Genomic DNA, 20,004 nt, shown 5'->3' on the forward strand with positions numbered 1-20,004 from the left:
TTATTTTACCCTAAGCTGCTTGCGGAGCTATGTACTTTTGCGCTGCAATTGTATGTACGTTTATCTTGCCACAAACAATAGTCGAATTAAAAACTCTTTCTTTTATAAATATCGGTTTTTCAATATCTAATCCCTTTAAAAGCTGAGAAAATTGTATAGCTGTTTGCCAATCAATAGATATTTTCCGCTTTGAAGACTCATTTTTCGTTGGTTGGAATTCACCTAACTTATTTTTATAGTTCCAAGTTTTAGTAACAGTGAGGCTCTGATTAAAAAAATCAAAATCTTGTGGAATAAGTGCTAAAGCTTCCGAAAAACGTAAACCGGTTTTTGCTATTAAAAGAATAAACCAATCCCAATTTAGGTCATCATTCAGATCTAGTTGTTTTAATAAGGACTGTAGTTCAAATTGATTTAAAAATTTTGTTCTTTTTTCTCTTGGTGTTTTGCCTTTGATTATGACTTTCCGTGTTGGGTTCTTTTCGATCAAACCTTCTTCGAGAGCGTCTAATATGGCACCTTTAATTTGATGGTGAAAATCCATAGTAGTTTGTTTCTCATGAGTTAAAGCATAACTATTCAAAAGTCTTTGGTAATTTGTTCTACTCAAATCGATAATACGCAAATTTGGCGCTAATTCTTTTATTCTTTGGTGAGTAATATAGTATTTATCTAAAGTAACCGGTCTAACTGCTCCAACCTTATACAACTCTACCCATTCTTCAAAATACTCGTGAAACAATTGATGTACTTTATTTATTTTCGACATAAAAAGCCTCCTAGAAGTAAATTGATGATTAATCATCTGTTTTACATACTAGAAGACTTTGAGTAATAAAAGAAATTAAATGAACATTTTTTGTAAGAATGATTTCTTTATATGTTCTAATTTTTCTAATTTAATTTGATGAAGAACGATGGTATCGTCTAACTGATTGAAAAGGTGGCCTATTTTTATTTGCTCCGTGAGGTTATTGGGAAAGTAAAATTCAAAAGAATTTATTTCTTTTGAGGATACATTCGGTTGAGCACCTGCAATTAAAACTGAACTTAATTGGTTTATAAATAAATACGATTTCACTAAAGTTGAAACAAATTGATAATTCACAATTTTTAAGTCAGAAAAGTAACCCACACGTTGATTTTGATAAATTTTTGTATTACTAGGATTACTCAATACTGCAACTTTGCCTGTTGTTGCTCCTGACATGGCTAATAAAGCCGCTCCATCTGGCAAAATATATTTATCATCTCTTTCCTGTTCATTATAAAAAGCATAATCTCCTCCTACATTCCCATTTGATAATATATTTGATATTCTAATTATTGGCACACCCTGGTTACAAAATTGTTCACTTTGAAAAGCATATCCACCTCTTAAAGGTGATACATCTCCCAACTTACGCTTTTCCCAGGATTCCTCAAAACTCGAAAAACGAAACTGTGGAACTTTTTGTTTGTCCGTAGGAAACATCTTTTGCAGAAAACCTTTCTTTAGTTGCTGCAAAGCTTCCAGTTTACGCTGATGAAGAGTAATATTTTTTTCTATATTTCTAATAAAGATACCTATTTTGATTTGTTCTTCTATTTTTGTGTAAGAAAAATGAACTTGCTCTAAATCAGAATTATGTAAATGTACAATTGATTTTCCTTGTGCTTTATTGCTTAGTTCCCGTTGAGTTTTTCCATTTGAAATTACTAAAGCCAAAAAAACAGGGTCTATTAGCTCGTTAACTTTGATAATGTTCAAATCTCCTCCCAGTATAACTCCTTTATAATCAATTACTGAGGCTCGTGAAATATCTTTTGGAGATTCTCCGGAGGAAGGAACAATGACTTCTTCACCTTCGCTTATAACAGAATTTTCCTTTTCTATAGTAAATGTCTCAATTTGATCAATAACAGTTTGATAATTAGTATATAGTTGTCCATATAATATTATTGGTTTTCCTTTTACGGTTAAATCATTTTTTGTGTAACCTCTTCCTTTAGAAAATGATCCTACTTCTCCCAACTTACGCTGTACCCAATCATCAAAAAACCCCTTAAACCTGATTTCAGGCACTTTCTTAACCAATGAAAGTCCCTCCTCGAGATCCAGATTTTGTGATAAATTTAATAAATTTGTCTAATTCTTCTTGTGCTTCACTACTATTAGCGGTTAGTTCTTGCGCCATTTTTGCTAATTGTTCCATTGATTCTTCTAGTTGTTGGTCGATTTCTTCTATTTCTTTAACAACTTCTGCCAATGAAATTGGCTCTTCTTCTTCAAAAGTATCTACATATCTAGGGATGTTTAGATTAAAGTCATTTTCCACTATTTCTTCATAATAAGCTAAATGAGAATACTTTTCTACGTCTTTCCGCTCATTATAAGTTTCTAGTATTTTTTGAATATGATGTTTTTCTAGAACATTTTGGTTTTTAACTTTCGTAAACTCATTAGAAGCATCGATAAACAGCACATCTTTTGTGTCTCGATTCTTCTTTAAGATAATAACTGTTGTAGGTATGCTCGTATTAAAGAAGATATTAGCTGGCAATCCAATTACAGTGTCAATAGCACCATTACTTAACAAAATTTCTCGTATCTTACCTTCAGCCGCTCCTCTAAATAAAACTCCATGCGGTAATACAATCGCCATGACCCCAGTATCCTTTAAGTGATAGTAACCATGAAGTAAAAATGCAAAGTCTGCTTTTGATTTTGGGGCTAAAACCCCATACATAGCGAATCTTGGATCATCTAGGAAGCCTTTATCAGCAGCCCAGTTTGCGCTATAGGGTGGGTTCATTAATACGCCATCGAAGTTCGTTGGTTCTTCCGTTGGCCAGTCTGCATCCAAAGTATCACCATTATGTAAATGCTGATTGGATACATCTACCCCATGAAGAATCATATTCATACGTGCAAGATTGTAAGTGGATGTATTGAGTTCTTGACCAAAGTAATTAATTGTTCCTGGTTGATTAGAGTATTTTTTAACGTTAAGTAATAATGACCCAGAGCCCATAGTGGGATCATATACGGTGAAGCCCTTTTGGTTTTCTTTTCCCATTAATACGATTTCGGTCATTAGCTGGGAAACAGCTTGAGGAGTGTAGAATTCTCCCGCCTTCTTTCCGGAATCAGAAGCAAATTGACCGATAAGATATTCATAGGCGTCCCCTAGTGCATCTCCATTATGGACCATATCTACGGTTGCCAATTCTTTCATTACCGCAGAAATTGTTTGGTTTTGTTTTTGAGGAGTTGTTCCTAATTTTCTCGAATATAAATCTACGTCTTCAAATAAATTTTCAAATAGCTCGCTACTTTGTTCAATATTGCGGAATCCTTGCGCTAAATCTTCTAGCTGGAATTTTCCTTTATAAATAGATTGAATAAATGCAGTAAAAGTTAATTCTGGTTCAAGTGCATATGAAAAATCAAATTTCAGTTCATCAATCAAATCATCTTTTATTTCTGGATCTTGGAACGCTTGTACGTAAACTTGTTGAGCTTCATTTAAGTCTGCAACTTCTTTTTCTAGTAATTCAGCTGCATGATGAAGCATTCTATCAGAAAGATATTTATAAAAGACTAAACCCAAAGTATAATTCTTATATTCATTCGCATCCATTTTTGAACGCAAAATATCAGCACTATTCCATAGCGCTTGATAAAGTGTTTTTGAGGTGTTACTTGCCATTTATTTATGCTCCTTTACAGCGTAAGTTGAAATTATAGGTACTTCTATCAGTATAACCCATCGAAAAAACTAATTCTATCACTAATTCAGGTTCTCTTAGTGGCTATATAAGGAAAAAATACCAATAAAAAAAAAGCAGTAGCTTAAGAATTGTTTGATTCTTAGCGACTGCTTCAAAAGTTAATTCTCATTCTATTAAAAAAATTGCTAGCTATTCAGCTTATAACTACTTAAAAGAAAGTGAATTTCTATTTTTCTCATCAACAATATGGATCTCAACACGTTTATTTAATGAATGAGCTATGTCCTCTAACATGGATATAGAAGGCTCCATCCTAGCAGATTCAATTCGAGCAATCGTAGATCTTGATTTATTTACTTTCTTAGCAAAGTCAGTCTGATTTAGTCCTGTTTCTTCTCTTAGTTCAAAAAAGAGATCAGCTAAATCAAGTTTTATTTTTTCATCTTCAAATGCTCTTTTAAATTCTTTACTCTCTGCCATGCGCTTTTTAATCGCTTCACTGTTCTTACTCATTATTCATCCCTCCTAGAATTCATTCGAGAAAAGAACGACTTTCTAATAGCAAGGGCTCTCTTTATCTCTTTAATAGGTGTCTTTTTTGTCTTCTTACTAAAACCATGTGTTATATAAAAACTAGAACCTTTAACCTGAAAATAGCATCCTCTCATCCAATGTTCATCTGTGCTAGCGCGTAGCTCGTAAAGATCATCGTCTAGTTTCTTCACACGTTCTTTTCTAATAGAATCTACCAAATCAGTTTTTTCTACTCTTTCTATCAACGCTCTAAATTTTGCTTCATCTTTGAGGCTCAATGAATTAAGGTATTCTTCAAACTCATCTCCCCAATCAAATTCTGGCTTAACCATCGCGCACCTCGATCTTTATTTTCAACACAAGTGTAGCATACTCGCTACACAAGGTAAACACATATATAAGTTAGAAAATAAAAATTAATATTGTCGAAAAATATTTTTTTCGCTTTGGTTAGGTAACGTCTAAGGAATTAGTTCATTTAATAAGAAACAAAAGCTGAGACTGTCATTAAATCAACAGTCTCAGCCACTTTTACAGGTATTACCCCACTGACCCTTCCATCTCATAAGCAATCAACCGATTCAACTCCACCGCATACTCCATCGGCAATTCCTTCGTAAACGGCTCGACAAATCCCATGATAATCATTTCCGTTGCCTCTTGTTCAGACAAACCACGACTCATTAGGTAATACAGCTGTTCTTCGGAGATTTTAGAAACTTTGGCTTCGTGCTCTAGGGAAACATTTCCGTTATGAATTTCGTTATACGGAATCGTATCGGAGCTGGACAGGTCATCCATGATGATGGTGTCGCACTCGATATGGGAAATGGATCCGGCAGATTTCTTGCCGAAACGAACGGTTCCGCGGTAGTTTACCGCGCCGCCGTCTTTAGCAATAGATTTTGAAACAATGGAACTGGAGGTGTTTGGTGCATTATGAACCATTTTCGCTCCGGTATCTTGGTGCTGGCCTTTTCCGGCGAAGGCAACGGACAACATGGTTCCTCTTGCGCCGCGTCCATTTAAGAAAACACTCGGGTACTTCATCGTTGTATGAGCGCCTAGGTTTCCGTCAATCCATTCCATCGTCGCATTCTCGTAGGCTACCGCACGTTTGGTGACGAGGTTATACACGTTGCTGGACCAGTTTTGGATGGTCGTATAGCGGCAATACGCATCTTTTTTTACGACAATTTCTACAATCGCTGCGTGCAAGCTGCTGGATGAGTAAGTTGGCGCGGTACATCCTTCTACGTAATGTACGCTCGCCCCCTCATCCACAACAATCAAGGTACGCTCAAATTGGCCGGATCCTTCGTTGTTAATCCGGAAGTACGTTTGTAACGGAATATCACAACGTACCCCTTTTGGCACATAGATGAAGGTTCCACCTGACCATACTGCGGAATTGAGCGCCGCTTCAAAGTTATCACTTGCTGGGACTACGGTACCGAAGTGTTCTTTGAAGATTTCTGGGTATTCTTTTAAGGCTGTATCGGTGTCAGTAAAGACAATCCCTAGCTTAGCAAACTCGTCTTTCATGTTATGGTAAACGGCTTCGGACTCATACTGTACGGTCGCACCGGCTAAATAAGCTCGTTCGGCTTCTGGAATCCCGATTTTTTCAAAAGTATCTTTGATTTCTTGTGGTACATCATCCCAAGTACGGGCTACTTTATCGGTTGCGGTTTGATAGTATGTGATGTCATTGAAATCAAGATCGGATAAATCCGGGCCCCAATTCGGCAGTCCTTTTTTGTAAAAGGTCTCCAAAGATTTCAAACGATAGTCAAGCATCCATTGCGGCTCATTCTTCTTGGCAGAAATTTCCCGGACGATGTCTTCTGATAGGCCTTTTCCGGTTGAATAAATAATCTCCGCTTCATCGTGAAAGCCAAATTTATAATCGTCTACTACAGGTACTTCACTCATTGGTTTCCTCCTTCTGCTCCAGCAAGATTCGTTCTAGAGCTTTCCAAGACAAGGTGGCGCATTTGATACGGGCTGGGAACTTCGCTACGCCGCTCAAAATTTCAGCATCACCCAAGTGGTTCTCTTCTTTTGCCAATTTTCCTTGAACCAATAATAAAAATTCTTCAATCATTTCTCTTGCTTCGGGTACGGTTTTGCCGATGACTTGTTCAGTCATCATGCTGGCGCTGGCAGTGCTGATGGAACAGCCGTGTCCAGAAAACTTGGCTGCCTCAATTCGGTCACCTTCTAAGCGCAGATACAACTGGATTACATCACCGCACGTGGGGTTATTTAATTCCAACATGCCATTCGCATCTTCCAACGAACCAAAGTTGCGCGGGTTGGAGGAATGATCCAGAATCACATGCCGGTATAGGTTTTCTAATCTAGATAAAGCCATCTTGGAAAAACTCCTTTACTTTCACCAACGTTTTGACAAAGTGATCGGCTTCTTCAAAGGTATTATAGAAATAAAAACTAGCGCGCGCCGTTGAAGATACATCCAGAAACCGCATCAGCGGTTGAGCACAATGATGGCCTGCTCGAATGGCGATTCCTTCCATATCGAATCCTGTCGCCAAATCATGAGGATGGATGCCTTCCACATTAAAGGTGATAATACCGGTCCGCTTCGTCACATCCGTTGGTCCGTAGACGGTAACCCCTTCAATTTGTTCAAGTTGGGGCATAATATGAGCAACTAAGGCTTTCTCGTGTTGCTCGATTGCTTCTAGTCCGATTGCTTCTAGGTATTCAATTGCTGCTTTCAAACCGATTGCACCAGCAATATTGGGCGTACCGGCTTCAAACTTCCATGGCAGTTCTTTCCAAGTAGAGTCTTCATCGTACACAAAGTCAATCATTTCCCCGCCGAATTCAACAGGTTCCATTTGGTTCAGTAAAGCTTCCTTGCCGTAGAGAACACCGATTCCGGTTGGGCCACATAGCTTATGGCCGCTAAAGGCAAAGAAATCAACATCCAAAGCGGTCACATCAACAACTTGGTGCGGGGTACTTTGTGCACCATCGACCACCATGTACCCGCCGACTGCATGAATCATTTCGGTAAGTTCGTGAATCGGATTCACGGTTCCGAGTACGTTTGAGGCATGGCAAACTGCTAAAATTTTTCCTTTTTCAGAAATCATTTCTTGAGCTCTCGCTACGTTTACGGTACCATCTGCCTCCAGTGGTAAATACTTCAGTACAGCTCCGGTACGTTTGGCAAGTTGCTGCCAAGGAACCACATTGGAATGGTGTTCCATCGGGGTAAGGTAAATCTCATCCCCTGCTTCAACTACTTGGCTGCCGAAGCTGAGTGCAACCCAGTTCAAGGAAGTCGTTGTCCCTCTTGTAAACAGGACTTCTTTCGTAGAACCGGCACGGATGAAACGGCGGACTGTTTCTCTGGCCGCTTCATAATCCTTCGTTGCACGTTCTGCCAGCGTATGAACGCCGCGGTGCACATTAGCATTGTCAGTTTCATAATAGTGGCGCAAAACTTCAAGCACTTGCTTGGGCTTTTGAGTCGTTGCGGCATTGTCTAAGTAAATCAGTGGTTCGTCGTTTACAGTTTGAAAGAGAATCGGGAAGTCTTGCTTAATCCGTTCTTCATCCAGCATTAGCGATCATTCCTTAGCTTCTTATCGATCACGTCAATCAATCCTTCACGAATTTCCTTGACTGGAATTGCGGCAATAACTGTTCCTAAGAATCCGCGAATGACTAAGCGTTCTGCTTCTTCTTTCGGAATCCCACGGCTGAGTAAGTAAAACATTTCTTCCTCGTCTACTCGCCCAACACTTGCGGCATGTCCGGCCGTTACTTCATTCTCGTCAATCAAAAGAATCGGGTTTGCGTCTCCTCGAGCTGATTCAGAGAGCATTAACACACGGCTCTCTTGTTGGGCATCGGCTCCTTTTGCGCCTTTGATAATATGACCAATCCCATTGAATGTCAAGGTGGAACGGTCTAGGATAACCCCATGTTGAAGAATGTGTCCAACGGAGTGTTTTCCATAGTTCGTTACGCGAGTGTCGAGTCCTTGAATTTGGCGTCCGGTTGATACCGCTACTGCCTTGATTAGACTGTTTGATCCGTCACCGTAAAGGTCGGAATCAAAGTCACAGATGACATTACCGTTATTCATGACCCCAATGGCCCACTCAATAGAAGAATCTTTCTCCAAATACCCACGGCGGTTGATGTAAGCTGCGGTATTCTCACCTAAGTAATCAACAGCGGAGAATTTCACTCGTGCGCCTGGTTTCGTAATGACTTCGACCACAATATTGGCGCTATTGGAGAGGGTTCCTTCTGTTTCAAACTTCTCTACATAAGAAACGGAGCTATTCGTATCTGCCACAATCAAGACGTGCTTGTTCAGCGCTTCTTTGACATGGCTGTTTTGGATAAAGATGGCTTCCAATGGCACTTTGACTTCTACATTTTTTGGTACATACAAGAAAATACCGCTGTTTAGATAAGCAGCATGATAACCGGTTAGATTGTTTTCCTCAGGCTTCACAGCTTTCGTCATGAAGTATGGTTCTACTAGTTCCGGATATTCTGTTACTGCCGTAAACAAGTCTGTAAAAATAACACCTTGTTCAATCAGTTCTTGTGGAAGTTGTTCGAGCATCGTTTCTTTCCCATACTGAACAATCTTACCGTTGTCCCCTTGGGCATATTGATATTGCTGGGCATTCACAAACTCTTCGCCGTATGTCGCATCGATTTCTAAATCAGTTAGCGCCCAACGGTGGAAGTTCACTTTTTCGATAGTGGGTACGGGCAGTTCACTCCATTTATCCACGAAAGCGAACCTTTTTTCCGTCAACCAATTTGGTTCTTCTCGTAAGGCAGCAAAGGTTTGCAATGCCGTATTGGTTTCGCTCCATTCAGTCATTGTCTTCCCCCTACTCTTCATCCAATTGAATGTCTAATCCTAATTCGTCGCGAATGCCGCGGTAGCCTTCTGCTTCCAAACGTTTCGCTAGACTTGCGTCGCCACTTTTCACAATTCGGCCGTCCATCATAACATGTACATAGGTTGGCTCAATGTAATTCAAGAGACGTTGGTAGTGCGTGATAATCATGACGCCGAAGTTATCGCCCATCATTTCATTGATGCCGGCAGAAACAACTTTCAACGCATCGATATCAAGGCCCGAATCGATTTCGTCTAGAATGGCAATCTTTGGTTCAATCATCATTAGTTGCAGAATTTCATTGCGTTTCTTTTCCCCACCGGAGAAGCCTTCGTTTAGATAACGCTCGGCCATTTCTTCCGGCATATCTAAGACTGCCATATTCTTGTCTAACTTCTTAATAAAATCCATGACAGACATTTTGTTGTCATCGGAGCGGCGCGCATTGATTGCTGCACGCATGAATTCAGCATTCGTGACACCTGTGATTTCACTTGGGTATTGCATCGCCAAAAATAGTCCAGCGCGTGCACGTTCATCAACTTCCATTTCCAATACATTTTCTCCATCCAGAAGGATTTCTCCTTTCGTGATGGTATAGCTTGGATGACCCATTACGGCTTGGGATAGAGTAGACTTCCCAGTTCCATTTGGTCCCATGATGGCATGAATTTCGCCTGTATGAATAACGAGGTTTACCCCTTTTAGAATCTGCTTGTCTTCGATGGAAACATGTAGGTCTTTGATCTCTAATGTAGACATGTTTTGTAGCCTCTCATTCCTTGGATTTCAGTTACTTATTATCATTCTATCGAAATTGAGAATGTATCGCAATGAATTTTGTGTAAACCCTATTATTTCGCTGTTTTATTTTTTATATTTAATAATGATTCTCATTTGTATGAAATTATGAGATAATAATAAGAATCAATTTTTAGGAGGCGATGGTCATTAAACTACCATTAATCGGCATTTCAGGAAATCAACTTTTACAAGTCTCTACGGCATTTGAGGGAACTTCTGTTGCTTATACGCCTCAGTTCTTCATTGATGGGCTTCATCATGTAGGGGCGTCTCCCTTAATTTTACCCATTGGTACGAAAGAAATGGCTCAGCAGTATGTTCAGCTGTTAGATGGATTATTGCTAACTGGCGGGTATGATGTTGATCCAAATCTGTACGGTGAAGATCCACATCCTCAGCTGCAGGCCATTTATCCGCAACGTGACACCTTTGAGCTGGCATTAATTGAAGCGGCATTGGAGCGCAAGATTCCAATTTTAGGAATTTGTCGCGGGATGCAGTTGCTGAATGTTCACTTTGGCGGGACGTTATATCAGGACTTGCCAACTCAGTACGGCGAGCATATGATGCAACACGTTCAAAAGGCGCCATTCAACTTCCCTGTTCATGCGGTAAGCGTGGAGGCGGACAGTTACTTACATACCCTAACTGGAGACCGTGCAATGGTTAATACTTTCCACCACCAAGGAATCAAGGACTTAGGAAAAGGACTGCGGGTGGTCGCAACGAGTTCGGATGGAATGGTTGAGGCTGTTGAAGCAACCGATTCAGAACAAGATATCCTAGCATTGCAATGGCACCCAGAAATTATGCTGAATAACGACTCTGTGAGCCGAGCAATCTTTACTGATTTTGTAAAAAAATGCCAATAAAAGAAAACGAATCCCATTCTTCCGTGTAAAAGGATGAATGGGATTCGTTTTCTTTTTCTTACGATTTTGTTTCGTTGCGATAGATCGGTCGAGTTGCGCGCTATCACAACGCAAAAGCTTTTATCGTTGTGATAGAGCTGCTGAACGAGTGGCTATCACAACGCAAGAGCATTTATCGTTGTGATAGCCACTCTAAGCTGAGTCCTATCGCAACGATAAAATTTAATAGCTTTCAATAAACTGAGTAATGGCTTCTACTGTAATTTGTTGTTGTTCTTCGGCAGAAATTAACGCTTCGCCGTCTCCTTCTTGCTCTCCGTAGTTTCCGAATTGGGCATGATTCCCGCCTTCAATTACTTTTTCAATATGGTCTTCAGGCAGCATCGGGCGGTACTCTTCGAGTTTCGCTACATCAATAACTGCATCCTCGCTGCCGTACAAAGACAATACCGGCAAGTTGCTCGCCGACAAATCAGCTGTCGAATACGATGCAAGAAGGATTAAACCCGCTAACTCTTCCACTTCTTTGCTTGCAAATATCGCTGCCATGGAACCCCCTAAGGAATGCCCTGCTAAGTACCATTTTGAAATTTCAGGATTGTTCGCCATGATTTCCTCTGCCGCTTGAATATCAAAGACAGCCAGATTAAAGGGCATATCAACTAAGAAAACCGAGTATCCTTGTTCCGCTAGCTGCTGCATAAGGAGGCCGTACGCTTCTTCTTCGACTTTTCCTCCTGGATAAAAAATAATCCCTACTTCTTTATCGCCCTCTTCTGCGGGAAGGACCTGGATGGGATCTTCTCCGGTTACGTGAACAGCTTCATTCGATTCAAGTGCTACCAGCGCTTCTTCTTCAGCTTTGTAATAATCATTTACATACACCAGAAAAATCCCTGTTAAAATGACTAAAAAAGTCATTACTCCGATTAAAATTTTTTTGCCTCTCATATCTGTTGCCACCTTTCGTTTTCTCGTAAATAATCTAGCACGACAGCCATTCGTTCTTCAGTAGTATAATCGCCTTCTATGCGAATGACAGGACAAGATAAATCTGCCATCCACTGTTCATGCAAAACCTTGCTTCTGATTTCTGTTCCGGCAGTATCGTACCGCGATGCCCATTCTAAAAAGGTTTGAGATTGCTCATAATGGGAGCCGCCCAACAATGCTTCTGATCCATATCGTTTGATCTCCCTTTGTTGAAGACGTTCTAATCTAACCTTTGCAGGAAGATACAAAAAAATAACCATATCAAAGCTTGTCTTAAAGGAATCGCCCCAACCACATACAGCGCCGGACAGAATCCAACTCTCATAACGGTTTAGGTCATGTAACAACAAACTTTTCCTTTCCTGCACGGGTCTTTGTTCAGTAAACTTAGTTATCCAGAAATAATCATCGGTATCGATATGCTGATGAGGCAAAACGTTTGCCAGAGCTGCTCCCAAGGTAGATGTCCCTGATCCAGCAGCACCCAGTATATGAATCCTCCGTTTCATTCTTCGTCCCTCTCCTTCAAGTAACAAAAAGGAGTGCAACAAAACGAATTTTGTCACACTCCTAGTTTTCTATGCTTGCCACATTTCTGCGTAGGTTTCTTCCTTAAAGCCGACCGTTACTTGCTCGCCGTTTGTTAGAAACGGGCGGCGAATCAGCATGCCGTCCGCTTGCAATTGGTCCAGCACCTCTTCGAGGCTAAAGGATTCAATCTGGTCTTTCAAGTTTAATTCTTTGTATAAATTTCCGCTTGTATTGAATAAACGTTTCCGTGTCAGTTGCCCTTCTTCCAAGAAGCGGCGCAACAATTCTCGATCCGGCGTTTCTTCTTTAATGTTCTTCCATTCATAGGCAATTCCTTCTTGTTGGAGCCACTTTTCTGCTTTTTTACAAGTAGAGCAAGTTGGGTGTCCGTAAAACACGTTCATCATTTTCCTCCTAGCGCATCCCGTAATGTTCTTCTTCTTCAGAAAACATGTAGCTGCGATAATGGAATCGCATCGACATGACTAATCCTACTGCCAACATGTTTCCTAGTAAGGCAGATCCTCCTTGAGAAATAAACGGCAATGGAATTCCCGTAATCGGCAGCAAGCCAATTGTCATCCCGATATTTTCCAAAACGTGGAAGAGAATCATCATAATAACGCCTGTTGTCATGTACGCATAGAATTCATTCTTCGTATCGAAACATATCCGAATCATTTGATAAATCAGCAGGAAGTATACGAAAACAACGAAACATCCGCCGATAAAGCCAAAGTTTTCTCCAATCGTTGCGAAAATCATATCGGATTCTCGAACCGGTACATATACTTCCGAAATACCAAGCCCTTTACCGAATACTTTCCCTGATCCAATGGCCTTCATGCTCTGAGCCAACTGAAAGGCATCTCCCCGGCTGTCAGCAAAAGGGTTCAACCAGGTATCAATCCGGGCGAATTGGTAGTTCTGGAATCCAATCGACATTAGTAAATCTCGGTTATAAAGAACCAGGTAGATCAGAACAAAGCCTATTAAACCAATCGTACCAAATACGGGCAGCAAGATTTTCCAAGACACACCGGAAAGGAGCGTCATACCGATAATAATTGCTAAGTAAACCAATGTGGTTCCTAAGTCATTTTGAGCCATAATCAAAACCAAGAGCGGCAGTGACCAAAGGCCCAACTTCAAGATTAGGCGACCATCCGTTTTGACTGTGCGCTCTTCGATCTCTACGTTGTGCTGCGTAATGACACGACCCAACATAACAATCAGGGCAATTTTCACTACTTCTGAAGGCTGGAAGGTAACGGGTCCGAATTTGAACCAGCTCTTCGCCCCCTGCAGTTCATAGGTTGGCCGATCGTAAAAAATCAAAACAAGAACTAAGAGCAAAATACCCAGAGCATAGGCAACTGGCGCCAGTTTCCATAATTGCTCGGAATCAAAGTGCATCACCACCACTGCTGCAACCGTTCCAATTGCATACCAGACTACTTGCATGATTGTCGGTGTCAAACTTGGGGTGGTGCTCATTAAATAAGTGGTGGAATAAAGGGTAACAATACTAATCAATGCGAGTAACAAAACCGATAAGATGATGCCATAATCAATTTTCGACACATCTGATTTTGGACTTTTTTGTTGGTTTCTCATGAATATTTCCTTTCTTCCCTAACCATACTTCATTTCCCTATTATATAGAAAAAACTGCAGAAAAAAAAGGTAAGAATCACTTAAGCGATTCTTACCTTCATAACGGTGCTTGTTATGGCCGTTCCCAATCTTCTGGAGTCACTTGTCCGGGCAAATCTTTCATTTTAATTCTTGGATTATCCTTCAATAAGGATTTGCGCAAGATTTGTTGGCGTGCAACATAATCTTTTCCTTTTTCCGAATAAACAACTGATAGGTATGTCTTCTCTTCGTTAATCACTGCTTCATCCTCGTGCAGGTAGTCGTAAATCACAACATTTAAGACTCCGCCTAAGATAAAGACGTTCCCGAGCAGATACAACCAAATCATCAAAACAATAAAGACCCCGATTGTCCCGTTTCCGATTGCTTGTCCTCCTGCAAAACTGATGTACAAGGAGAACAACTGGGAAATCAATAAGAACCCAACCGTCGCAAGAATGGCGCCGGGAACCGAATACTTAAAGGGCCAATTAACATTCGGCACGATAAAGTAAACGACCGCCATCATGCCAATCAAGACCACAAAAGCGACAATCCAACGGAAATACTCGAAGGTGGTAATGACTCCAACCAGATCGACTGGAATAAATTCTTGTACCAGAACTAAAATCTCACGTCCGAATACGAAGAGAAAGGCTACAACTGCTAATAAACTTACTAGCAAAATAGCAATGAAGAAGGAAAAAATCCGTGCAATGATGAAGTTGCGCTTCACTTCGGAATCATATACTTGGTTTAAGACGCGTTGGAAGACGGAGAAAGCTTTCGATGCCGTCCACAAGGAAATGATTACCCCAATCGTAATGGCTCCCCCACTACCTCCTGATAAGTAATCTTCTAGGATGGGTAGGAGAATAGACCCCACTTCTGCTGGAACTCCCATTTCTACGTATTCCAACACTTGGTCCGTTGGAATGGGTAGGAGTGGAATCACGTTTCCTAATGCTAAAAGAACAGGAAATAAAGACAGTAAAATATAGTACGCAAGTTCCGCAGCTTGTCGACCTAGTTCAGCACGTTGAAAATGTTGCAAGGTGATGCGTCCGATTTCTTTCAAATCGAATCCTTTTTTTGACTTTTTTGAATCCTTGGTTACGGCAGCCATACTGTTCACACCCTTCAGGCTTAGTTTCTTATTACTACCATCATATCAAAGCAAACGAAGAGAACAAAACAAAAAGACCGAGCAATGACGCTCGGCCTCCTATCCTTATGCCGTTACTTTGACAACCCATCCTTCTGGTGCAGGTAAATCGCCAAACTGAATGGCAGTCAGTGTTGCATACAATTTTTCGGTTACGGGTCCTACTTCGGTTTCTGAATAGAAGACATGGAAGTCCTCATTCGTTTGGATGCCGCCGATTGGAGAAATGACTGCGGCCGTGCCGCACGCTCCTGCTTCACTGAACTCATCCAAACGGTTCAAGTATACATCTCGTTCAGCCACCTTCATGCCGAGATAATGCTCGGCCAGGTAGAGCAAAGAGTATTTCGTAATACTTGGCAAAATGGACGGCGAGGATGGTGTCACAAATTCGTTGTCATGTGTGATTCCGAAAAAGTTTGCAGATCCCACTTCTTCAATCTTCGTGTGCGTAGCTGGATCCAGATAGATGCAGTCGCTGAAGTGACGTTGCTTCGCGAGCGCTCCTGGCATTAAGCTCGCCGCATAGTTTCCGCCTACTTTGATAGCGCCCGTTCCATGTGGGGCAGCTCGGTCAAAATCAGAAATAATGAAGTTTGTCGGAACTAATCCCCCTTTGAAATACGCGCCTACTGGCATAACAAAAACCGAAAATAAATATTCACTTGCTGGTCGAACGCCAATATTATCGCCGATCCCAATCATATAGGGACGAATATAGAGGGTACTTCCTGTTCCATATGGAGGAACCCATGCCTCATTTGCTGCTACCACTTCTTTGACTGCCTCAACGAATTTATCTACCGGAAAAGCCGGCATCATCAATCGTTCGCAACTTTTTGCCATTCGTTTTGCATTTTCTTCAGGTCTGAATAATTGGATGTCGCCGTCTTTGGTTCGATAAGCCTTCATTCCTTCGAAACAGGATTGACCATAATGTAATGCAGGTGAACCTTCACTGATGGTGACTGTATTTTCCGTTGAGAGAGCACCTGCATCCCATTCACCATTTTTCCAATAAGATACATAGCGATAATCTGTTTTAAGATAGGAAAAACCTAAATTTTCCCAGTCCAAATCTACCGTACTTTTAACTACTGTCATTAATCTGCTTCCCCCATTTCTAGTTTACCGAAAGTGCCATATCGCCCACAGCGATTTTTTTCTTTGCGTACAATCCTTTGTTCACGGCCACGGTAATTAGTACCGGAAGAACCGCTCCACACAGTAAGTATACTCCAAATTGATACCAACCGTTATTGTTAATTACATAAAGAGGAGCCACAAAGGAACAGAATCCCATCCCGCCCATTGCAGGAATGGTGCGGAAGCCGAGTGCCATAGCAATCGGTCCACAAATAGCAGAAGATAGGGTTGGTCCGATTAGAATCGCTGGATTCTTGATGATGTTTGGCAACTGTACTTTCGGTGTACAAATTCCTTGAGCTAGATATCCTCCAAGGTCGTTTTCCTTAGCAGATACGACGGAGAAGGCAAAGTACTGTGCGGTTGTACCAATCAACATAGCTCCATTGGAAATCGGATCGAGTGCTAACGCTACAGAAAGTGCTGCAGAGGATGCAGGTGACATCAATAGAAGTCCCCACACAACTGCCAGTACAACGGATCCGACTACTGGACTGCCTGAAACGGCACTTGTGATCGCACTACTGACTGCCATTAAGAGCGGCGACATCACTTGTTCTAAATAAATTCCTGCTGTCCCACCTACCATCAGTGCAGCAACCGGAATGGCCATCATATCAAGCGGCGTTTTTCCTGTAACTCGTTTGCCGACAAAGGTTGCAATTGTACCAGCGAGCAAGGCTCCAATCGGTTCGCCGCCGATAATGGTGAGCCCTCCTTCTGCACCGGCTTGGACTGCTCCTCCACCTAATGACGCTGCTACCATGGCACTGAACACGACCAGCGTATTACCGCCAAGCATAATCGCAACACCAGCTCCTAATGCTGGAGCAAGTAATACTTTTGCGATACCGCCAATCGTAACGAGTAAGGAAATACCAAACATGTCCCCTAGTGTTTCTAATAAAAAGCCGACTCCGATGGTTAGAAAAATGGCGTTCGCAATTCCTGATGATGCCATCAATACTTTTTCCTTCATATACGCTGCTGTCTTGTTCATTCTGTTCCCTCCTGGTTGTGGTTACTATCTAACGACCAATAAAAAAAAGATGAGCCGCTCATTACGAGGGGCTCATCTTTCGATAACCGAGCCCTACGCTAGTGAAACACGAATAGGACTCTGTTCATTGCAAAATTTGCAAAACAAGAATCCTATGGCTCAATTAATAAAATAATGACAGAAGCAGGTACGTCATGATGATTTGTTTTATGTTGTTGAGTGATCATTGCCATTACTGTTTTTTGTTTCATGATGCGTACCTCCTTCTGCATTGGTTATTAGATGTTGAAGTCATTCTACGGGCTAAATGAGAATAAGTCAACGATTTTCTAATCTTTCCTTAATGAATGCGTCTTCATACAGGAAGTTCGTTAAAGTGAGGCTTAAAAAATGGCGTACTTCATCGAATTGAGCCGAGTTCGTTAAAGTGAGACACAAAAAGCACCCCACTTCATCGAACGAGACCTCGTTCGTTAAAGTAGCGTGCAAAAAGGGAATTTTACTGTTTAAATCGTTTCCTAATTTAACTTGAAATGGTAATTGTGAGGAAATGCAGATTCAATCAACTGCACATCTTCTGCATCCAAACGAACTTCTAAAGTTTCCATATTTTCCAGTACTTGCTGCCGGTTACGTGCCCCTGGAATGAGCGCAGCCACTTCTTCTTGCATCAAGTAATAAGCCAGCACTACATTTTGTAACCCAGTATGGTGCTTCTCAGCTAAGGGCTTAATTTGATTTACTTTTTCCAAAATTGTTTCATAGTACCCTGCTTGGAAATGTTCTTTGCGTTTTTGATTTTCGTTTAGTATCGTGTCGGTACTGTATTTCCCAGCTAACAGTCCTGAAGCCAAAGGAAAATACGGAATAAATGCAATTTCAGCTTCCTTGAAGTATGGGAAGAATTCTGTTTCAGCTGTTCGGTTAATCAGGTTGTACTCATCTTGAACAACATCAATGCCGTTATCTTTGTTGCCTTCTTTCAGTTGTTCTAGAGAGAAGTTGGAAGCACCAATTGCACGAATTTTCCCCTCTTCCTTCAACCGCAACAAAGTGCCGACTGCTTCGTCTTTGGGTGTCGATTCGTCCGGAAAATGGATGTAGTACAAATCCAAATAGTCCGTCTGTAAACGACGCAAGCTGTCTTCCACTTGCTGGCGCAGGAAGTTCGGGTGGTTATTGATTTTCATTTCCCCGCTGCTAAGATCATGTGCCCCTTTTGTGGCAATCACCACTTGTTGGCGTAGATTATGCTTCTTCAACGTGTCCCCGATAATCGTTTCTGATACGCCATTTCCGTAGATAAAGGCTGTATCAATAAAATCCAGGCCTGCATTTATAGCAGCTAGTAAAACATCGCCGCCATACTCCGTGTTCGTTGAGACGTCTTGTTGTTGAAATTTATTTGCACCAATTCCAATTGGATTCACCAGTAAATCGGTGCGCCCAAGTTTTACTTTTTGAACCATGTGTATCCTCCCGAGAGATTATTTGCGAATGCGTTTTGACCAGAAACCGCCGTGGATATACTTCGGATCAGACGAGTAAACAAATGCCTTTTCGTCAATACCTAAGACCTTGTTTAACAAGTCCCGCTCGTTCTTGCGTGTTGCTAGTACATTTAGTACCATCCGTTCCCCGTCGCGACCTTCCGCATGGGAAATGGTGACGCCATATCCAGCATCACGAAGTTTTTGCGGCATTGTGCTTTGTCGGTCTGAAGTCATGACTGTCATCATGGTATACCCAAGCGCCAGCCAGTCTTCTATCTTGATCCCTAGAGCAATCCCGATTCCGTACCCAATTGCGTAGGCAGCCAGATTCAATGGATTATCCAAACTGCTCATTACGATACTTAGTCCCGTCACGTAAATAACAATTTCAATCATACTCAACAAAGGCGCCAGCACACGGTACCCTTTCATTGTCAGCATCAATCGAATCGTACTTAACGTAACGTACACAAAACTAATTAAAAATATTTGTAAAATTAAACCAAAATTCATTCCTTCACCTCAAAATAATGTTGATCATTCTAATTATTGGCCGGATATTCGACAAATTCACCGGTCAAAATATCTTGCTCGTACAACGTTTTGGTTTCTCCATCATAGCGGAATAGTCCTCTGCTGCTGGTTACTTCCATATTATTTTCACGCACATCGATTTGGACAAATTCGCCATCTTCCACAACGTCAACGACATAAATAAATTCTTCGCCTTCTTCATAACCCGTTTCTGCCGTAATTTTCTCACGTGCTTCTTCAATTAAGGATGCATACTCATCATCCTCTTGTGAGGATTCTTCACTGGAAGTTGATTCCATGGAACTCTCTTCAACAGAAGATGTTTCTGATTCCATACTTTCAACCGACTCCATGCTCTCTTCGACTGACGCTGATTCCGTCGATTCTGAAACGGTATCGTTCTCTACCGCTCCTCCACAAGCCACCAATAACACTGACGAGCTTAAAATGAATAGTGCTTTCTTTAATTCCTTCATCTTACCCCTTCTTTCTTTTTTTATTATTATAACGATAATTTATGCTTTAACAAATCGAATTTCGATACATGGTCAGGACCACGCATGACTTCACGAACAATATTCAATACGCCTTCTTTATCCTGAATAATTCATAGTTTTTCTAAAATGCTCTCTAAGCGTTGTTCCAACACTGTTTTTTGTTTAGTTATCCGACA

At 41.2% G+C, this 20,004-nt stretch carries 20 protein-coding genes and 1 pseudogene; 1 reads left to right on the forward strand and 20 read right to left on the reverse strand.

Annotation, left to right across the window (positions count from 1 at the left end):
• Window positions 1-76: 76 nt before the first annotated feature.
• The 10 genes and pseudogenes from PVE40_RS09720 to sufC all read right to left on the reverse strand — a co-directional run.
• A pseudogene (locus tag PVE40_RS09720) lies at window positions 77-769 on the reverse strand (site-specific integrase); the annotation flags it as partial.
• A 75-nt stretch (window positions 770-844) separates the two neighbouring features.
• Window positions 845-2,077: a restriction endonuclease subunit S gene (locus PVE40_RS09725; protein ID WP_274731725.1), complete on the reverse strand. Its 1,233-nt coding sequence runs from the start codon at window positions 2,075-2,077 to the stop codon at window positions 845-847.
• Window positions 2,070-3,692 carry a type I restriction-modification system subunit M gene (locus tag PVE40_RS09730; protein WP_274731726.1) on the reverse strand — a complete coding sequence of 541 codons (1,623 nt, stop codon included), beginning with the start codon at window positions 3,690-3,692 and terminating at the stop codon, window positions 2,070-2,072. The genes PVE40_RS09725 and PVE40_RS09730 overlap by 8 nt, the downstream gene beginning before the upstream one ends.
• Before the next feature lie 226 nt (window positions 3,693-3,918).
• On the reverse strand, window positions 3,919-4,227 hold the full coding sequence (locus PVE40_RS09735; protein WP_274731727.1) for a helix-turn-helix transcriptional regulator: 309 nt from the start codon (window positions 4,225-4,227) through the stop codon (window positions 3,919-3,921).
• Window positions 4,227-4,580 carry a type II toxin-antitoxin system RelE/ParE family toxin gene (locus PVE40_RS09740; protein ID WP_274731729.1) on the reverse strand — a complete coding sequence of 118 codons (354 nt, stop codon included), beginning with the start codon at window positions 4,578-4,580 and terminating at the stop codon, window positions 4,227-4,229. The genes PVE40_RS09735 and PVE40_RS09740 overlap by 1 nt, the downstream gene beginning before the upstream one ends.
• Window positions 4,581-4,788: 208 nt before the next feature.
• A complete protein-coding gene (sufB, locus tag PVE40_RS09745; protein WP_274731730.1) occupies window positions 4,789-6,183 on the reverse strand; it encodes a Fe-S cluster assembly protein SufB in 1,395 nt (464 codons plus the stop codon).
• Window positions 6,176-6,625 carry a Fe-S cluster assembly sulfur transfer protein SufU gene (sufU, locus tag PVE40_RS09750; RefSeq protein WP_274731731.1) on the reverse strand — a complete coding sequence of 150 codons (450 nt, stop codon included), beginning with the start codon at window positions 6,623-6,625 and terminating at the stop codon, window positions 6,176-6,178. Before sufU ends, sufB begins: the two co-directional genes overlap by 8 nt.
• Complete coding sequence (locus PVE40_RS09755) at window positions 6,612-7,847, reverse strand: cysteine desulfurase (protein WP_274731732.1); 1,236 nt, start codon at window positions 7,845-7,847, stop codon at window positions 6,612-6,614. The genes sufU and PVE40_RS09755 overlap by 14 nt, the downstream gene beginning before the upstream one ends.
• Window positions 7,847-9,133: a Fe-S cluster assembly protein SufD gene (sufD, locus tag PVE40_RS09760; RefSeq protein WP_274731733.1), complete on the reverse strand. Its 1,287-nt coding sequence runs from the start codon at window positions 9,131-9,133 to the stop codon at window positions 7,847-7,849. Before sufD ends, PVE40_RS09755 begins: the two co-directional genes overlap by 1 nt.
• A gap of 10 nt (window positions 9,134-9,143) precedes the next feature.
• Complete coding sequence (sufC, locus tag PVE40_RS09765; protein WP_274731734.1) at window positions 9,144-9,917, reverse strand: Fe-S cluster assembly ATPase SufC; 774 nt, start codon at window positions 9,915-9,917, stop codon at window positions 9,144-9,146.
• A gap of 182 nt (window positions 9,918-10,099) precedes the next feature.
• Here sufC and PVE40_RS09770 point away from each other — a divergent pair, with 182 nt between their 5' ends.
• Window positions 10,100-10,831 (forward strand): gamma-glutamyl-gamma-aminobutyrate hydrolase family protein, encoded by a 732-nt coding sequence (locus PVE40_RS09770; protein WP_274731735.1) that lies wholly within the window; start codon window positions 10,100-10,102, stop codon window positions 10,829-10,831.
• 222 nt (window positions 10,832-11,053) lie between these two features.
• Here PVE40_RS09770 and PVE40_RS09775 read toward each other — a convergent pair whose 3' ends face one another.
• The 10 genes from PVE40_RS09775 to PVE40_RS09820 all read right to left on the reverse strand — a co-directional run bounded on the left by PVE40_RS09775 (window position 11,054) and on the right by PVE40_RS09820 (window position 19,807).
• Window positions 11,054-11,782, reverse strand: a complete 729-nt coding sequence (locus PVE40_RS09775; protein ID WP_274731736.1) for an alpha/beta hydrolase — start codon at window positions 11,780-11,782, stop codon at window positions 11,054-11,056.
• On the reverse strand, window positions 11,779-12,333 hold the full coding sequence (locus tag PVE40_RS09780) for an ATP-binding protein (protein WP_274731737.1): 555 nt from the start codon (window positions 12,331-12,333) through the stop codon (window positions 11,779-11,781). Before PVE40_RS09780 ends, PVE40_RS09775 begins: the two co-directional genes overlap by 4 nt.
• Window positions 12,334-12,402: 69 nt before the next feature.
• The gene (locus tag PVE40_RS09785; protein WP_274731738.1) at window positions 12,403-12,759 is read right to left on the reverse strand and encodes an arsenate reductase family protein; all 357 of its coding nucleotides are present in this window, start codon (window positions 12,757-12,759) and stop codon (window positions 12,403-12,405) included.
• A gap of 10 nt (window positions 12,760-12,769) precedes the next feature.
• Window positions 12,770-13,972: an FtsW/RodA/SpoVE family cell cycle protein gene (locus tag PVE40_RS09790; protein WP_274731739.1), complete on the reverse strand. Its 1,203-nt coding sequence runs from the start codon at window positions 13,970-13,972 to the stop codon at window positions 12,770-12,772.
• A 112-nt stretch (window positions 13,973-14,084) separates the two neighbouring features.
• Window positions 14,085-15,119: a YihY/virulence factor BrkB family protein gene (locus tag PVE40_RS09795; protein ID WP_274731741.1), complete on the reverse strand. Its 1,035-nt coding sequence runs from the start codon at window positions 15,117-15,119 to the stop codon at window positions 14,085-14,087.
• Window positions 15,120-15,224: 105 nt separating this feature from the next.
• The gene (locus PVE40_RS09800) at window positions 15,225-16,262 is read right to left on the reverse strand and encodes a branched-chain amino acid aminotransferase (RefSeq protein ID WP_274731742.1); all 1,038 of its coding nucleotides are present in this window, start codon (window positions 16,260-16,262) and stop codon (window positions 15,225-15,227) included.
• A gap of 19 nt (window positions 16,263-16,281) precedes the next feature.
• Complete coding sequence (locus tag PVE40_RS09805; RefSeq protein WP_274731743.1) at window positions 16,282-17,304, reverse strand: PTS sugar transporter subunit IIC; 1,023 nt, start codon at window positions 17,302-17,304, stop codon at window positions 16,282-16,284.
• A gap of 518 nt (window positions 17,305-17,822) precedes the next feature.
• On the reverse strand, window positions 17,823-18,773 hold the full coding sequence (locus PVE40_RS09810; protein ID WP_274731744.1) for an aldo/keto reductase: 951 nt from the start codon (window positions 18,771-18,773) through the stop codon (window positions 17,823-17,825).
• Window positions 18,774-18,791: 18 nt separating this feature from the next.
• Entirely contained in the window at window positions 18,792-19,310 is a 519-nt protein-coding gene (locus PVE40_RS09815) for a DUF2179 domain-containing protein (protein ID WP_274731745.1), read from the reverse strand.
• Between the two features lie 29 nt (window positions 19,311-19,339).
• Window positions 19,340-19,807: a hypothetical protein gene (locus PVE40_RS09820; RefSeq protein WP_274731746.1), complete on the reverse strand. Its 468-nt coding sequence runs from the start codon at window positions 19,805-19,807 to the stop codon at window positions 19,340-19,342.
• Window positions 19,808-20,004 lie beyond the last annotated feature (197 nt).

The organism is Jeotgalibaca caeni, assembly GCF_028863945.1.
Lineage (GTDB): Bacteria > Bacillota > Bacilli > Lactobacillales > Aerococcaceae > Jeotgalibaca > Jeotgalibaca caeni.

Excerpts from the sequence above, each read along its gene's own strand:
- PVE40_RS09730 (WP_274731726.1), bottom strand. The coding sequence starts at position 3,692 with ATGGCAAGTAACACCTCAAAAACACTTTATCAAGCGCTATGGAATAGT.
- PVE40_RS09735 (WP_274731727.1), bottom strand. The coding sequence starts at position 4,227 with ATGAGTAAGAACAGTGAAGCGATTAAAAAGCGCATGGCAGAGAGTAAA.
- PVE40_RS09740 (WP_274731729.1), bottom strand. The coding sequence starts at position 4,580 with ATGGTTAAGCCAGAATTTGATTGGGGAGATGAGTTTGAAGAATACCTT.
- sufB (WP_274731730.1), bottom strand. The coding sequence starts at position 6,183 with ATGAGTGAAGTACCTGTAGTAGACGATTATAAATTTGGCTTTCACGAT.
- sufU (WP_274731731.1), bottom strand. The coding sequence starts at position 6,625 with ATGGCTTTATCTAGATTAGAAAACCTATACCGGCATGTGATTCTGGAT.
- PVE40_RS09755 (WP_274731732.1), bottom strand. The coding sequence starts at position 7,847 with ATGCTGGATGAAGAACGGATTAAGCAAGACTTCCCGATTCTCTTTCAA.
- sufD (WP_274731733.1), bottom strand. The coding sequence starts at position 9,133 with ATGACTGAATGGAGCGAAACCAATACGGCATTGCAAACCTTTGCTGCC.
- sufC (WP_274731734.1), bottom strand. The coding sequence starts at position 9,917 with ATGTCTACATTAGAGATCAAAGACCTACATGTTTCCATCGAAGACAAG.
- PVE40_RS09770 (WP_274731735.1), top strand. The coding sequence starts at position 10,100 with ATGGTCATTAAACTACCATTAATCGGCATTTCAGGAAATCAACTTTTA.
- PVE40_RS09775 (WP_274731736.1), bottom strand. The coding sequence starts at position 11,782 with ATGAGAGGCAAAAAAATTTTAATCGGAGTAATGACTTTTTTAGTCATT.
- PVE40_RS09780 (WP_274731737.1), bottom strand. The coding sequence starts at position 12,333 with ATGAAACGGAGGATTCATATACTGGGTGCTGCTGGATCAGGGACATCT.
- PVE40_RS09785 (WP_274731738.1), bottom strand. The coding sequence starts at position 12,759 with ATGAACGTGTTTTACGGACACCCAACTTGCTCTACTTGTAAAAAAGCA.
- PVE40_RS09790 (WP_274731739.1), bottom strand. The coding sequence starts at position 13,972 with ATGAGAAACCAACAAAAAAGTCCAAAATCAGATGTGTCGAAAATTGAT.
- PVE40_RS09795 (WP_274731741.1), bottom strand. The coding sequence starts at position 15,119 with ATGGCTGCCGTAACCAAGGATTCAAAAAAGTCAAAAAAAGGATTCGAT.
- PVE40_RS09800 (WP_274731742.1), bottom strand. The coding sequence starts at position 16,262 with ATGACAGTAGTTAAAAGTACGGTAGATTTGGACTGGGAAAATTTAGGT.
- PVE40_RS09805 (WP_274731743.1), bottom strand. The coding sequence starts at position 17,304 with ATGAACAAGACAGCAGCGTATATGAAGGAAAAAGTATTGATGGCATCA.
- PVE40_RS09810 (WP_274731744.1), bottom strand. The coding sequence starts at position 18,773 with ATGGTTCAAAAAGTAAAACTTGGGCGCACCGATTTACTGGTGAATCCA.
- PVE40_RS09815 (WP_274731745.1), bottom strand. The coding sequence starts at position 19,310 with ATGAATTTTGGTTTAATTTTACAAATATTTTTAATTAGTTTTGTGTAC.
- PVE40_RS09820 (WP_274731746.1), bottom strand. The coding sequence starts at position 19,807 with ATGAAGGAATTAAAGAAAGCACTATTCATTTTAAGCTCGTCAGTGTTA.